Below are 14,901 nucleotides of genomic sequence, written 5' to 3' on the forward strand. Positions count from 1 at the left end.
CAGCCCATCAATGCAGGCACAGGGATTATAAATGGACATCTCCGAACTACTCGCTTTCTCCGTCAGCAACAAGGCTTCCGACCTGCACCTGTCTTCCGGCCTGCCGCCGATGATACGGGTCCATGGCGACGTGCGCCGCCTCAACGTGGCGCCGCTCGAGCACAAGGAAGTGCACAGCATGATCTACGACATCATGAACGACAGCCAGCGCAAGGCGTATGAAGAGGCGCTGGAATGCGATTTCTCGTTCGAGATTCCCGGCCTGGCCCGTTTCCGCGTCAACGCCTACAACCAGGAACGGGGCGCCTCGGCCGTGCTGCGCACGATTCCCTCGAAAGTACTGACCCTGGATGAACTGAACGCGCCGCGCATCTTCGGCGAACTGGCCATGCGCCCGCGGGGACTCGTGCTGGTGACGGGGCCGACGGGTTCGGGCAAGTCGACCACGCTGGCGGCGATGGTGAACCACGTCAACGAGCGCCTCAACCACCATATATTGACCATCGAAGACCCGATCGAATTCGTGCATGAGCCGAAAAAATGCCTGATCAACCAGCGCGAGGTGGGCTCGCACACGCATTCGTTCAGCAACGCGCTGCGCTCGGCCCTGCGCGAAGACCCGGACGTCATTTTAGTGGGCGAGTTGCGCGACCTGGAAACCATCCGCCTGGCGCTGACGGCGGCCGAAACGGGCCACCTCGTGTTCGGCACCCTGCACACCTCGTCGGCGGCCAAATCCATCGACCGCATCATCGACGTCTTTCCCGCCGAGGAAAAGGAAATGGTGCGCGCCATGCTGTCCGAATCGCTGCAAGCCGTGATTTCGCAAAACTTGCTTAAAACCAAGGATGGCGCGGGCCGCGTGGCCGCGCATGAAATCATGCTGGCCACGCCGGCCGTGCGCAACCTGATCCGCGAAGCGAAAGTGGCGCAAATGTATTCGGCCATCCAGACGGGCAGCAACGTGGGCATGCAGACCCTGGACCAGTGCCTGTCCGACCTGGTGCGGCGCGGCACGATCTCGGCGGAAACGGCCCGCTCGGCCGCCAAGGCGCCCGAAAACTTCCCCGGATAAGCCATGCAGACCAACCACGAACACTATGGCGCCATGCACGCGCTGCTGGCGCAGATGCGCGCGCGGGGCGGCTCGGACCTGTTCATCACGGCCGGCTTTCCGCCCGCCATCAAGCTCGACGGCAAGCTGACGCCGCTGACGGGTGGCGCGCTGGCCGCGCAACAGGCGGCCGGCTACGTGCGCGCCGTCATGAACGAACGCCAGGCGGCCGAGTTCGAGTCCAGCCGCGAAGCCAATTTCGCCATCAGCCCGGAGGGACTCGGGCGTTTCCGCGTATCCGCCTTCGTGCAGATGGGCCAGGCAGGCATGGTCTTGCGATTGATCAATACCGCCATCCCTACCCTGGATGGGCTCGGTTTACCCGCCATCCTGCAAGACGTGGTGATGAGCAAGCGGGGCCTCGTCATCATGGTGGGCGCCACGGGCTGCGGCAAGTCGACCACCCTGGCGGCCATGGTGGGCCACCGCAACGCGCACAGCCACGGCCACATCATCACCATCGAAGACCCCGTGGAATTCATCCATCCGCACGGCAACTGCATCGTCACCCAGCGCGAAGTGGGCGTCGATACGGACGACTGGGCCACGGCCCTGAAAAACACCCTGCGCCAGGCGCCCGACGTGATCCAGATCGGAGAGATACGCGACCGCGACACCATGGACCACGCCATCGCATTCGCCGAGACGGGCCATCTGTGCCTGGCCACCCTGCACGCAAACAACGCCAACCAGGCGCTGGACCGCATCATCAATTTCTTCCCCGAAGAGCGGCGCCAGCAACTGCTGATGGATCTGTCGCTGAATTTAAAAGGCATGATTTCGCAGCGTTTGATCCCCAACAAGGAAGGCGGCGGACGCAAGGCGGCGCTGGAAATCCTGCTCAATTCGCCGCTGATGAGCGACCTGATCTTCAAGGGCCAGGTGCACGAGATTAAGGAATTGATGAAAAAATCGCGCGAACATGGCATGCAGACCTTCGACCAGGCCCTGTTCGACCTGCACGAGGCGGGCGCCATCAGCTATGAAGATGCGCTGCGCAATGCGGATTCCGTCAACGACCTGCGCCTGGCGATCAAGCTCAAGGGCGCAACGGCGCCGGACGCTGCGCCACCCTCAACCGCCACCAAGCTGGGACTCCTCTGACATGAGCAACATCCACGATCTCCAGGCCACCGCGCTGGACGGCACGCCCGTCGACCTGGCGCGCTACAAGGGCAAGGTCTTGCTAATCGTCAACACGGCCAGCGCCTGCGGCTTCACGCCCCAATATGCGGGACTGGAAGCGCTGTACCGCGAATTCCACGAGCAGGGGCTGGTCGTGCTGGGTTTTCCCTGCAATCAATTCCGCCAGCAGGAACCGGGCTCGCATGCCGAGATCGGCGCCTTTTGCGAAAAGAACTTCGGCGTCACCTTTCCCCTGTTTGCCAAGGTCGACGTGAATGGCCCGCATACGCATCCCCTGTTTGCGCAATTAAAACAGGCGGCGCCCGGGATATTGGGTACGCAATCGATCAAATGGAATTTCACCAAGTTTTTGGTGCGCAAGGATGGCAGCGTATTTCGCCGCTACGCGACGGCCAGCAAACCGGCCAGCCTGGCGGCCGACATACGGCAATTGCTACAGGAATAGAAACACAATACTTTGATTTAAGACAATAATCATGTGAAATCGGCAAAAGCGTATTTATTTCATGCTTGATATCAATATTGTGTTTCAAATAGCAAATATCGGTGATAATGTTTACATAATTATTCGCAGATATCGATCAAAAAACGATGCCAGTCTTTGGGAAAATATTATCTTCATGGATGCGGATGGGTATTTATTCCCGCCTCTTCATCCCTATTATCTTCCTGATACTCGCCGTTTCCGCCGTCCGCTATCACGCCCTGCTCGGTACGGAAACGGCGCTGGCCAAGGCGCGCTACCAGAGCGATGCCCGGCAACTCGACCTGTTCCTCGCCAATAGCGTGCTGCCGCTGGCCGTGCATACGGACAGTCAGGCGATGCGCGACAGCGTGCGGCAAGTGCTGCGCAGCGCCCTGCCGCTGAACCGCAGCCTCGTTTCCGCCCGCTGGGACACGGCTGGCGCGCATGTCGAAGTGCTGGCCGACAACAAGCTGGCCGGCACACGGGCCACGGTGCCGGCATGGTTCGAGCGCCTGGCCGGCATCACGGCCATCCGCAGCCGCCTGACGGTGGCGCTGCCGGACGGCGGCGACGGCATCCTCGACCTGCACTACACGCCCGGCCTGCCCCTGGCGCAGGTGTGGCACAAGGTGCGCGAACAGGCCATCCTCAGCAGCATCAATATCGTGCTCGTCTTCCTCTTGCTGGGCCTGATCCTGGCGACGCACCGCCGGCTGCTGGCGCGCTTCGTGCAAGCGACCGACCGCTTCCGCGATGGCAACTTCGCCGTGCGCCTGGCGGCCGGCGCCACGCCCGAGGCGCAAGCCGTGTCGCAGTCGTTCAACGGCATGGCCGGCGATATCGAAGAGCTGTTGATCTCGCTCAAGACCAGCCAGCGCCAGCTTGGCGAACAACTGAACGAAACCGTGCACATGCAGCAGGCGCTGCAAAAGCTGTCGTGGCAAAACTACAATGATGTGCTGACGGGCTTGCCCAACCGTGCCGCGCTGGCCGCCCGCTTCGAACAGGAACTGTTCCTCGCGCGCGAACGCCAGCGCCTGCTGGCCGTCTGCCTGTTCGACCTCGACCACTTCCAGGCCATCAACGACCGCTACGGCGCCGAGGCGGGCGATGAAATCCTCAAGCAGGTGGCCGGCCGCCTGCACGGTTTTGCTGGCCAGATCCATTACGCGGCGCGCCTGGGCGGCGATGAATTCGTCATGCTGCTGTGCGGCCAGGCCAGCATCGCCAGCATCGAACAGAACGTCACGCAGCTGATGGCTGAGCTGGACCGCCCCTACCAGTGCGACCAGCAGGCGCTGCACATGACGGCCAGCGCCGGCATCGCCGTCTACGCGGGCAAGGACCTGAATACGGAAAGCCTGCTGCGCCACGCCGACCACGCCGTCTACCAGGCGAAACTGACGGGGCGCAACCAGTACCACTTCTTCGACACCAATCTCGACGAGGAAGTGCGCACCCACCACAACCAGCGCACGGAAGTGCGCCAGGCCCTGATCAACGGCGAACTGCGGCTGTACTACCAGCCCAAGGTGAACATGCGCGCCGGCACGGTGGTGGGCATGGAAGCGCTGCTGCGCTGGCAGCATCCGCGCCGCGGCGTGCTGGCGCCCGCGCAATTCCTGCCGCTGGTGGAACAGACGGACCTGATCATCGATATCGGCGAATGGGTGCTGCGCCAGGCCCTGTGGCAGATGCAGCGCTGGACGGCAAGCGGCAAGCACTGGGTGGTCAGCGTGAACATCGCGGCGCGCCACTTCCAGCAACCGGACTTCGTCTCGCGCCTGGAAACCATCCTCGGCGAATTTCCCGGCGTGCGCGCCAGCATGCTGGAACTGGAAATCCTCGAATCGTCGGCCCTGCACGACATCGAAGACGTGCGCCGCATCATCCGCGCCTGCCAGGCGCTGGGCATCACCTTCGCCCTCGACGATTTCGGCACCGGCTACTCGTCGATGTCATATTTAAAACGCCTGCCGGCGAACATCGTCAAGATCGACCAGAGCTTCGTGCGCAATATGCTCAACGACCGCGACGACCTGCACCTGGTGCGCGCCGTCATCGGCCTGGCCCGTTCGTTTTCCCTGACGGTGATCGCCGAAGGCGTGGAAAGCGTCGAGCATGGCGCGCGCCTGATCCAGCTGGGCTGCGACCTGGCGCAAGGCTACGGCATCGCCCGCCCCATGCCGGCCGACGCCGTGCTGGAGTGGGCGGCCAACTTCGTGCCAGCGCCGCAATGGCGCATCGCCCAGTACAGCGAAGCGCCTATTTGACGGGGATCAAGGCCGAGTCGATCAATTCGATCCAGTGCCGCACGGGCGTCTCCGTGCCCGACTGCAGATGGCTCAGGCAACCGATATTCGCCGATACGATCTCGTCCGGCTCGCACGCTTCCAGGTTCGCCAGCTTGTTGTCGCGCAGCTGCTGCGACAGGGCCGGCTGCAGGATCGAATACGTGCCGGCCGAACCGCAGCACAGATGGCTGTCCGCGCACAGGCGCACGTCGACGCCGACGGCGCGCAGCACCTGCTCCACCTTGCCGCGCACCTGCTGGCCGTGCTGCAGGGTGCACGGCGGATGGTACGCCACTCTTTTGCCGATGCGCCCTTGCAGCAGCGCCACCAGTTCCGCCTCGAAGGCCGGCATGATCTCGGACAGATCGCGCGTCAGTGCCGCGATGCGCCGCGCCTTGTCCGCATACTGCGCATCGTGCGCCAGCAGGTGGCCGTATTCCTTCACCGTGGCGCCGCAGCCGGAGGCCGTCATGACGATGGCTTCGGCGCTGTCGACGTACGGCCACCAGGCGTCGATATTGCGGCGCATGTCGTCCAGCGCCGCTTCCTGGTCGTTCAGGTGATGGCGCAGGGCGCCGCAGCAGCCCGCCTTGGGCGCGACGATCAATTGCACGCCGAGCGCGTCGAGCACGCGCGCCGTGGCCGCGTTGATGTTCGGCGACATGGCCGGCTGCACGCAGCCGTCGAGCAGCAGCATGGTGCGCGCATGCTGGCGCGCGGGCCATGCGCCGGCGGCGGCACCGGGGCGCAATTTGTCCTGCAAGCCTTTTGACAGCAAGGGCCGCAGCGCCTGCCCCGCCTTGTACACGGGCGTAAACAGCCAGCGGCGCGGCAAGGCTTCCTTCAGGGCGAAGCGCAAGGCCCGTTCGCGCAAGGGGCGCTGCACGCGCTGCTCGACGACGTTGCGGCCGATGTCGACCAGGCGCCCGTACTGCACGCCGGAGGGACAGGTCGACTCGCAGTTGCGGCAGGTCAGACAGCGGTCCAGGTGCGTCTGCGTCTTGGCCGTGACGGGCGCGCCCTCCAATACCTGCTTGATCAGGTAGATGCGTCCGCGCGGGCCGTCGAGTTCATCGCCCAGCAGCTGGTAGGTGGGACAGGTGGCCGTGCAAAAGCCGCAATGCACGCAGGCGCGCAGGATGGCTTCGGCTTCGTCGCCTGCCGGCGTATTCTTGATGAAATCGGCGAGATTGGTTTGCATGCGCTCAAGTCATTCTGTGCGGGTTGAAGATGCCGGCCGGGTCGAACGCCTGCCGCAGGCGCTGGTGGATTTTCTCAACGGCCGGCGCCAGCGGGTGGAACACGCCCACGGCCTTGTCGCCGCCGCGGAACAGGGTGGCGTGGCCGCCAGCGGCAGCCACCGCCTGGCGGATGTCTTGCGCGCCGGCCGCATCGGCGTCGGCGTCGAGCTTGAGCCAGCGCTGCGCGCCGCCCCACTCGATCAGCTGGCGCCCCTTGACGATTACGGCGCTGGCGTGCGGCGGCAGCGACAGCCGCCACAGGCTGCCCGCGCCCGCAAAAAAGTCGTGCGTCTGCTCGCGCAAGGACAGCCAGAAGGCGGCCGCGTCATCGGGCGCCAGCAGCTCGCCCCCCAGCGACTGCAGCGCCGCCGACACGGCCGCCTCGGCGCCGGACAGGCGCACGCTCAAGACGCCATCGTGCCAGCAGCTGGCCGATATCGGCAGCGGTTGACCGGCCCATTCATTGAGCAAGCGCAAGGCGGCGATTTCCGCGCACGCCACGCGCAAGGTCGCTTCGCGCAGCGGCAGGGGCAGCACCTTCAGCGACACTTCCAGGATCAGGCCCAGGGTGCCCAGGGACCCCGCCAGCAGGCGCGAGACATCGTAGCCGGCCACGTTTTTCATGACCTGCCCGCCAAAGGCCAGGCGTTCGCCGTGGCCATCCAGCAGCACGGCACCCAGCACGAAGTCGCGCAAGGCCCCCGCGCTGGCCCGGCGCGGGCCGGACAGCGCGCAGGCGACGACGCCGCCCAGCGTGGCGCCGGGGCCGAAGTGCGGCGGCTCGAAGGCCAGCATCTGGTTGCGCGCGGCCAGCGCCGCCTCGATCTCGGCGAGCGGCGTGCCGCAGCGGGCCGTGATCACCAGCTCCGTCGGTTCATAGTCGATGATGCCCGCATACGCGCGCGTATCGAGCACCTCGCCATCGAGCTGCTGGCCATACCAGTCTTTCGTGCCGCCGCCGCGCAGGCGCAAGGGCTTGCCCGCCGCGCCGGCAGCGAGGATCTGCTGCCTGAATTGTTCCACTATCGCTTGCAAAGGAGTCTCCGGCGGTTAAAAACGGGGCAGGTTGGCGAACGGCAGGCGCCCCGCCGTCACATGCATCTTGCCGAATTCGGCGCAGCGGTTCAAGGTGGGAATCGCCTTGTCCGGGTTCAGCAGGGTATGGGGATCGAAGGCGCGCTTGACGGCAAAGAAGGCATCGAGTTCGGCGCGCGTAAATTGCACGCACATGGAATTGATCTTTTCCATGCCCACGCCATGTTCGCCCGTAATCGTGCCGCCCACGGCCACGCACAGGGCCAGGATGTCCGCGCCGAACGCTTCGGCGCGCTCGAATTCGCCGGGCATGTTGGCGTCGAACAGGATCAGCGGGTGCAAATTGCCGTCGCCCGCGTGGAACACATTGGCGCAGCGCAAGCCATGCGTCGTTTCCATGGCGGCGATGCCCGTCAGGACTTCCGCCAGGCGCTTGCGCGGGATGGTGCCGTCCATGCAGTAGTAGTCGGGCGAGATGCGCCCGGCAGCGGGAAACGCGTTCTTGCGGCCGGACCAGAATTTCATGCGCTCCGCTTCCGACTGCGACACGGCAATCGCGCTGGCGCCCGCCCCTTCCAGCACAGCCGTCATGCGGGCGATTTCCTCTTCCACTTCCTCGTGCGTGCCGTCCGCTTCGCACAGCAGGATGGCCGCCGCATCGGTGTCGTAGCCGGCCTTGACGAACGGTTCGACCATGCGCGACGAGGTCTGGTCCATCATTTCCAGCCCCGCCGGGATGATGCCGGCGGCGATCACGTTGGCCACGGCATTGCCGCCCGTGACGACGTCGCCGAACGAGGCCATGATGACCCGCGCCGTCGCCGGTTTCGGTATCAGCTTGACCGTCACTTCCGTGACGATGCCCAGCATGCCTTCGGAGCCGATGAAGACGGCCAGCAGGTCGAGGCCGGGAGAGTCCAGGCATTCGCCGCCCAATTCCAGCACGTCGCCATCAATGGTAACAACGCGCACGCGCAGCACATTGTGCACGGTCAAGCCGTATTTGAGGCAATGCACGCCGCCCGAGTTTTCCGCCACGTTGCCGCCGATGCTGCAGGCGATCTGCGACGAGGGGTCGGGCGCGTAATACAGCGAATATTGCGCCGCCGCTTCGGAAATGGCCAGGTTGCGCACGCCCGGCTGCACCACGGCCGTGCGCGCATAGGCATCGAGGCGCACGATGCGGTTCAAACGCGCCGTCGACAGCACCACGCCGTCGGCGATGGGCAAGGCGCCGCCCGACAAGCCCGTGCCGGCGCCGCGCGGCACGATCGGCACGCCAAGTTCGCGGCAGACGCCGAGGATGGCGATCACCTGTTCCTCCGTGTCGGGCAGGGTCACCACCATCGGCAGCTGGCGGTAGGCGGCCAGGCCGTCGCATTCGTAGGGACGCGTATCTTCCGCGTCGGACAGCACGCAGCGGGCCGGCAGCACGGCCAGCAGGGCCGCGACGACGGTTTGCTGGCGCGCGGCGGTCAATCCGGATTCGGGGGCGGCATTGAGCATAGGAAAAATGAACAAAAGTGCATGGGCGTGCAACGATTGTAAGCACAAAAGTGGCGCACAGCGCATTTTTTGTCCGATTTGCAGGCAAATCCGCGGCCAGGCGGCGCGCAGTGTCGTATGCTGCCCCCATTCTTCTTGACAGGATCGACATCATGGGCAACCGACTTTCGAAAATCGCCACGCGCACGGGCGACAATGGCAGCACCGGCCTGGGCGACGGCAGCCGCACCAGCAAGGACAGCGCCCGCATCCACGCCATGGGCGACGTGGACGAACTGAACTCCAACATCGGCTTGCTGCTGTGCGAAGCCATGCCCGACGCCTTGCGCGAGGAGCTGGTGGCCATCCAGCACGACCTGTTCGACCTGGGCGGAGAAATCTGCATTCCCGGCTACCAGCTGATCAAGGAGGAGCATGTGCTGCGCCTCGATGCGTTATTGGCGAAATACAATGCGGACTTGCCGGCCCTCTCCGAATTCATCCTGCCGGCCGGTTCGCGCGCCGCCTCGCTGGCGCACGTGTGCCGCACCGTATGCCGCCGCGCCGAGCGCAGCATCGTCGCCCTGGCCAATGCGGAACCCCTGCACGAACATCCGCGCCAGTACGTGAACCGCCTGTCGGACCTGCTGTTCGTGCTGTCGCGCGTGCTCAACCGCTTCGCCGGCGGCAGCGACGTGCTGTGGCGGCATGACCGCACGCGGGGATAAGGCCGCCGCTACCGGCTGACCAGCGTGCTGGCTGGCCGGCAAAATCATTTATTTACGGCAAGTACGGATCGCAGCGGTCGTTGCACAGCATATGTGCCTTGGTGCAGGCACCTGGCGAGGTCGGATGGTTGATCATGCACTGTTCCAGTTTGTCGTCGCAGGTCAGATAGCATTCCAGGTCACCGTCGCCGGCCATCGCATACGAGGCGCTGACGCCCATGGCAAACAAAAAGAACCCCAGTTTTTTGAACATAAGCACTCCTGTTGAATTGACAGACGATCACTGACATCCATGGCGCGCCGTCTCTTACGCGCCATCCATGAGCGGGTAAGGCATCGGCGCGTCAATGACGCGGCGGGCGCAGGCACTCCTTCTGGCAAGCCTGATAATTTTCCATGCAGGCCGGCTGGCCGAATTCCACGCAATCGAGCAGGTTGCGTTCGCAGACAAAGGTGCAGTCAGGGCCAAATGCCTGGGCACTGAAGGACAAGGCCGCGCCGGCGGCGAACAGGAAAGCGGCAATCTTTTTGAACATGGTCAGCCTTTCAGGTTAAAAGTTGCAACGTCATATTTTCTTCAGCGCCGCTTCCAGCGCACCCGTATTGAAGCCCTGGATCTTGCGGTTGCCGATCAGCACCACGGGCACGCCGCCGCCACCGAGTGCTTCATGGGCTTGTTTCGCTGCCGGCGATTTCTCGATATCGAGATCGACGAATTCGATCTTGTTTTCCTTGAAATACGCGCGCGTCTTGGCGCAATAAGCGCACCAGTCCGTGCCGTACAGCACCACCTTGGCCTGCGCATTCGGGAAATACGCGGCGTAATTGCCTTCCGTGTAATCCGCTTTGAGCAAGCCAGGCAGCAAGGACAGGCCGTAACCGCTGCCCAGGCCGGCCGCCAGGATCAAGCCATACATGGCGATGGTTTTAATTTTTTTCTGCATCATAGGTGTTATCGGAGGCGTGGATGATCGAGGGGCGGCCAGTGAAAAATACGGCTACCGGCCGCCTTGCAATACAAAAAAACGGATATCAGGCGCCGATCTCGCAGACTTTCAGACAGTTTTTGTAGCTGCCTATGCAAAATGGGGACCTGTCGCCATTTTGCATCGTGCACTCCCGCCATTCTTCCTCGCAGACAGAGCAGCCGATATCCGAAGCGAAGGCATAGGAAGCACTCAATCCCAGGGTAAAAATAAATGCTGCAATCTTTTTCATTTACTACTCTCCATGTTAGCAATTGCCTCAGGCAATCACGTCAGACCAGTCGTAAGAAATTTCATCTTTGCTTGCTACAAAATCGAATATAGACCGCACTTATTTTAGAGTCAACGTTTCCTTCCGATAAATTTCCAATTTGGAAAATATATCGGGGAAGCCCCTGAAATGTGGAATTTGGAGAGATTGGAAGGCGCCAAACGTCTATACAATATCGGCGCCGCAAGCAGATAAAGGCCGGTTGCGGGCGCAACCGGCCGAGCGGCTACAGGGCTTCCAGAAAGCTCTTCAGCGCGATGATTTCCCCGGACGTCAGCTGCAATGGCTGCAGCAGGGGCGAGGTGACGGGAAACTTCGGATCGGCCGCCTGCTGCGCGTTGTGCGGCACGGGGCGCGACATGCCCGCGTTATACATGTTCAGCAAACCTACCATCTGCGGAAACAGGCCGTTGTGCATCCACGGCCCCGATTGCGCCACGCCGCGCAAACCGGGCGTGCGGAACTTGCCCACGTCCTCATCCTTGCCCGTCACCAGGTAGCGTCCCAGGTCTTCATATTTCTTGCGCCCGTAATACGTCAATCCCAGGTTGTGGAATTGCTGGTCCGTCAGCAGGGCGCCGCTGTGGCAGGTCATGCAGCGCGCCTTGGTGCGGAACAGGTGCAGGCCCAGCAGTTCACGGTCGTTCAGGGCCGTGCGTTCGCCCTCCAGAAAGGTATCGAAACGCGTGACGGGCGGCAACACCGTGCGCTGGTAGTCGGCCAGCGCCGTCAGGATGCGCGGCAAGGTCACGCCATCTTTCTTGCCGAAAGCAGCATTGAATTGCGCCGGGTAATCGTCCAGCGCGGCCAGCTTGGCCGCCAGGGCCGGCACGTCCATGGCCATCTCGTCCGGATGCTGCAAGGGGCCCAGCGCCTGCTCTTCCAGGGTGCTGGCGCGGCCATCCCAGAACAGCGGCTTGATCTGCGCCACGCCCAGCAAGCCCGGCGTATTGCGCTGTCCCAGCCGGCCCTCATGCCCGACGGAAACACGCTTGCTGTCGGCAAAGCTGTGCGCGGGACTGTGGCAGCTGAGGCAAGCCACCGCGTTCGAGCGCGACAAGCGCGGGTCGTTGAACAGGCGCTGCCCCAGCGCCGCCACGGCCGGCGCCACCAGCGGCGCGGGCATGGCCGACACGGGCGCCATTTCCTGCGGCGTCACGCCTTCAGGCACGTGCGGGAGAGGCCAGCCGGCAATGGGCCGGACATAGATCTGGCGCAGACAGGCCAGGTCCCAGCCGCTTGCGCTGGCGCAAGGTTCTACGCTGGCCGCCGCGCCTTCGCGCGCCTGGCCATCGAGGCTGAGCAACAGGGCGCCGCCCGCCAGCAAGGCGGCCAGGGCGGCCGTGGTTTTTTTCAGGTGGGATACAGTTTTCATGCGCCTGCCCATGCATTCATTAGAATCGGTAGCCGAGTTCCAGCGTGAACTGGCGGCCTTTTTCATACACGACATCGGTCGTCGACTGGAACAGGGGATTGCTGCGGTTGCTTACGTTCTCTATCCCCAGGTTCACGAAGCCCTCGCCCGGCCCCGTCTTCGGCAGCGCGTACTGCACGCGCAAGTCCCAGGTGATCGACTTGCCCACCGTAATGTCCTTGAAGACGTTGGCCTCTTCGCCGTCGAACAGCTTGGCCTCGCCCGTCGCCACCATGCCCGTTTCCGGCCCCCGCACGCGGAAGAAATTGTCGACTTTCAGGCGGTAGGCGGGGAGGTCCGTCGACAGCAGCAGGCGCGCCGTCCATGGCCGGTTGTAATTGTTGGCGGGACGATCGATCCAGCGCATGAACTTGCCCTGGTAATAGATGTATTTGCCCAGGTCGTCCGACAGTTCGTTCAGGGTGTTGTCGTAATCGGCATGCGTGCTGGTGGTGCGCGTGCGGTCATAGCCGAAGTGCAGCTGCGTGGCGCTGCCGCCCCAGCGCAGCGGGCGCGCCGTTTCGGCGGCCAGGGTCCACACCTTGCTGTCGCTGCGGCCGATGTTGTCCCAGCGGTAATTCGCGGCCGATTCCAGGTGCTGCACCATCTCGTCGCGGCCTTCGCGCAGCACGCGCTTGGCGCTCCACTTCACGCCACCCCATTGCTGGCTGATGCCCAGCATTTTTTCATCCGTGTACGGCACCTTCATCTCGCCCGTCTTGTACCAGGCCCAGTTGGTGGCCATCTCGGGCGCCGCCCAATCCTTCAGCAGGCCGCCCGCCACGGTACGCTTTTGCGCAGCGGTCTGCAGTGTCAGGCGTTTCGAGCGCGCATAGAAATCGAAGAAATTGCGGCCATAGTAGCGGTTGGCGCCCACCTCGATCTGCGTCGTGCCCTTGCCGGCCACGTCCCAGAAGGCCGACAGGCGCGGCGCGATGCTGGACTTCGGCGACAGGTCGTCCGCATCGTAGCGCGCACCCAGGCGCAGGCGCACGTCGCCCAGCCTGACGTCGTCCTGCAGGAAGGCGCCACGCGTCTTGTTGCTCAGTTCATAGGCGCCCGCGTAAAAAATGATGCGCTGCTCCAGGTACTGCCCGCGCACGTTCGGCGCCGCGTTCCAGGGCCTGGCCAGGGAGCAAAACTGCGCATCCACCCCGCCGCCCGCCATATTGCAGGAATTGATATCGCGCGACCCCGTGTATTGTTCATACTGGGTATTGCGGCGGTAGCTCGAACGCTGCGTGCCCAGTTCCAGCCCCGCCTGGAGCGTGTGCGAGGCGCCCAGCCAGTCGACGGGTTCCCACTTCAGCTTGCCCTGATACTGGGCGTTTTCCTGCTCCTGATCCACGTCGCCATAACCGCCCTCGCCGCTATTCCATGCCGAGCCGGTCGTCTTCACGCCCCAGTTCTTGTCATTCGAGTAGCGCCACAATTTCCAGATGCTGGCATCGGCACGGCGCGAACTGTCCATCCTGTTCCAGCTCAAACGGTGTTCCGCCGTGGCGTTGCCCAGCAGCGCCAGCGGGTGCGTCAAGCCCAGGTTGACGCCATTGCCGCCGCTCTGCAGGTGGAAGTTGCTGTTTTTCGAGTTAGCAAGAAAATAATCGCCGCTGGCCGGCGCATGCATGAGCGAGAAATCGGCCAGCACGCCGGGGCGGATGGTCCAGAAACCGCGCACGAAGGCATTGTCGCTGCCGCGCTTTTGTACCTTGCGATTGGCGTCGCCGGCGCTTTGCAAGCCGTTGACATAGGCGTTCAGGGGGATTTCCGAGGTCTTGCGGACAAGGCTGCCGATCAGGCTGAAATTCTCCGTCACCTTGCCCTGCAGCGCGGCGCGGTAAGTCCATTTCTCGAATTCGGGCTGCAAATCGGCCGTGGCCGAATTGGCCGCGCTGTCGCGCTGGCTGTCGTTGAGCTTGTATTGCATCCACGACGAGCGCGTGCTTTCCACGGAAACCTGGCCGGACAGCTTGCGCGTGGGCGCGCAGGTATTGGCTTTTACGACACCGCCCTTGAAGCGGCCATACTCGGCGCCGATGTTCGCGTCGAGCACCGTCACGTCGCACAGCAGGCTGGTGTCGACGGCAAAGCCCTGGCTGGCCGACGGTGGCGTGGTATTGTTGTTGGTGTTGCCGACGCTCTTGCCGGGATGGTTGGTGGGGCCGATATCGTTGTTGAGCGACATGCCATCCATCTGGTACAGATTGTCGTAGAACTTGGCGCCGTTGATGCTGATGTCGGCCGGCGCCAGCTCGCCCTGGGTGGCGGACGCTTGCTGCTTGTTATCGAATTGCACGCTGGGGTTGATGCGCAACAAACTCGTGACATTGCCGTCGATGCCATTCATCGCTTCGATCTGGCGCCGGTCCAGGCGCTGTTCGCCGACGGAGACACGTTCGGCCTGCAAGCGCACTTCAGGCAGCACTTGCGCTGCGGCGTCGTCGGGCTTGGCTTCGGCGGCAACAACAGATGGCGTGGCGGCGCTGGCGCCAAAGGCCAGGCCGATGGCCAGCACGGACTGGCGCAGGGTAAGAATGGAAGACATGAAGAACCTTCAACTACGGATGGGAAAGGGGCAGTCTCATGATGCCGCCCTTCACTTGGTCCTCCAGTGTCGTCTTCTCATGCTGCCAATTGTAAATGATAACTATTACTATTCGCATTTACAAGACAGGAAGATCAAAACTCGGCTGTTTTTTTGACGTGCGTAAAAATTTTGGG

14 protein-coding genes are annotated in these 14,901 nt (G+C 63.3%); 5 read left to right on the forward strand and 9 right to left on the reverse strand.

The genetic code is table 11. The annotated features are described in order from the left end of the window. The first annotated feature begins 31 nt into the window (after positions 1-31). The 4 genes from AC07X6_RS07840 (at position 32) to AC07X6_RS07855 (ending at position 4,999) form a co-directional block, all read left to right on the forward strand. A complete protein-coding gene (locus tag AC07X6_RS07840) occupies positions 32-1,075 on the forward strand; it encodes a type IV pilus twitching motility protein PilT (RefSeq protein WP_494790587.1) in 1,044 nt (347 codons plus the stop codon). Between the two features lie 3 nt (positions 1,076-1,078). Continuing rightward, a complete protein-coding gene (locus AC07X6_RS07845; protein ID WP_494790588.1) occupies positions 1,079-2,218 on the forward strand; it encodes a PilT/PilU family type 4a pilus ATPase in 1,140 nt (379 codons plus the stop codon). Between the two features lies 1 nt (position 2,219). Further along, entirely contained in the window at positions 2,220-2,705 is a 486-nt protein-coding gene (locus AC07X6_RS07850) for a glutathione peroxidase (protein ID WP_230541539.1), read from the forward strand. Between the two features lie 185 nt (positions 2,706-2,890). Then, on the forward strand, positions 2,891-4,999 hold the full coding sequence (locus AC07X6_RS07855; protein ID WP_494790589.1) for a putative bifunctional diguanylate cyclase/phosphodiesterase: 2,109 nt from the start codon (positions 2,891-2,893) through the stop codon (positions 4,997-4,999). On the opposite strand, the gene glcF is transcribed toward AC07X6_RS07855, so the two are convergent. The 3 genes from glcF to AC07X6_RS07870 are packed head-to-tail and all read right to left on the reverse strand — an operon-like array spanning position 4,992 to position 8,802. Next, entirely contained in the window at positions 4,992-6,221 is a 1,230-nt protein-coding gene (gene glcF / locus AC07X6_RS07860; RefSeq protein ID WP_494790590.1) for a glycolate oxidase subunit GlcF, read from the reverse strand. The two genes, AC07X6_RS07855 and glcF, sit on opposite strands and share 8 nt — an antisense overlap. A 4-nt stretch (positions 6,222-6,225) precedes the next feature. Next, positions 6,226-7,296 (reverse strand): glycolate oxidase subunit GlcE, encoded by a 1,071-nt coding sequence (gene glcE / locus AC07X6_RS07865; protein ID WP_494790591.1) that lies wholly within the window; start codon positions 7,294-7,296, stop codon positions 6,226-6,228. Positions 7,297-7,311: 15 nt separating this feature from the next. Beyond that, positions 7,312-8,802 carry an FAD-linked oxidase C-terminal domain-containing protein gene (locus AC07X6_RS07870; RefSeq protein WP_230541543.1) on the reverse strand — a complete coding sequence of 497 codons (1,491 nt, stop codon included), beginning with the start codon at positions 8,800-8,802 and terminating at the stop codon, positions 7,312-7,314. A 152-nt stretch (positions 8,803-8,954) separates the two neighbouring features. Between AC07X6_RS07870 and AC07X6_RS07875 the strand changes: the two genes are divergently transcribed. Then, on the forward strand, positions 8,955-9,509 hold the full coding sequence (locus tag AC07X6_RS07875; RefSeq protein ID WP_230541544.1) for a cob(I)yrinic acid a,c-diamide adenosyltransferase: 555 nt from the start codon (positions 8,955-8,957) through the stop codon (positions 9,507-9,509). Between the two features lie 52 nt (positions 9,510-9,561). Here the strand turns inward: AC07X6_RS07875 and AC07X6_RS07880 are convergent, their stop codons facing one another. From AC07X6_RS07880 to AC07X6_RS07905, 6 genes are all read right to left on the reverse strand, one after another. Then, positions 9,562-9,762: a hypothetical protein gene (locus AC07X6_RS07880; protein ID WP_230541545.1), complete on the reverse strand. Its 201-nt coding sequence runs from the start codon at positions 9,760-9,762 to the stop codon at positions 9,562-9,564. 91 nt (positions 9,763-9,853) lie between these two features. Next, complete coding sequence (locus tag AC07X6_RS07885) at positions 9,854-10,045, reverse strand: hypothetical protein (protein WP_099403302.1); 192 nt, start codon at positions 10,043-10,045, stop codon at positions 9,854-9,856. 30 nt (positions 10,046-10,075) lie between these two features. Beyond that, a complete protein-coding gene (locus AC07X6_RS07890) occupies positions 10,076-10,456 on the reverse strand; it encodes a glutaredoxin family protein (RefSeq protein ID WP_230541546.1) in 381 nt (126 codons plus the stop codon). Positions 10,457-10,541: 85 nt separating this feature from the next. Further along, positions 10,542-10,727 (reverse strand): hypothetical protein, encoded by a 186-nt coding sequence (locus AC07X6_RS07895; protein ID WP_077399643.1) that lies wholly within the window; start codon positions 10,725-10,727, stop codon positions 10,542-10,544. Positions 10,728-10,992: 265 nt separating this feature from the next. Then, entirely contained in the window at positions 10,993-12,141 is a 1,149-nt protein-coding gene (locus tag AC07X6_RS07900; protein WP_494790592.1) for a cytochrome-c peroxidase, read from the reverse strand. 19 nt (positions 12,142-12,160) lie between these two features. Further along, positions 12,161-14,725, reverse strand: coding sequence for a TonB-dependent receptor (locus AC07X6_RS07905; RefSeq protein WP_494790593.1), 2,565 nt, complete (start codon positions 14,723-14,725; stop codon positions 12,161-12,163). Positions 14,726-14,901 lie beyond the last annotated feature (176 nt).

Source organism: Janthinobacterium sp. GW460-12-1-14-LB5 (assembly GCF_059423585.1).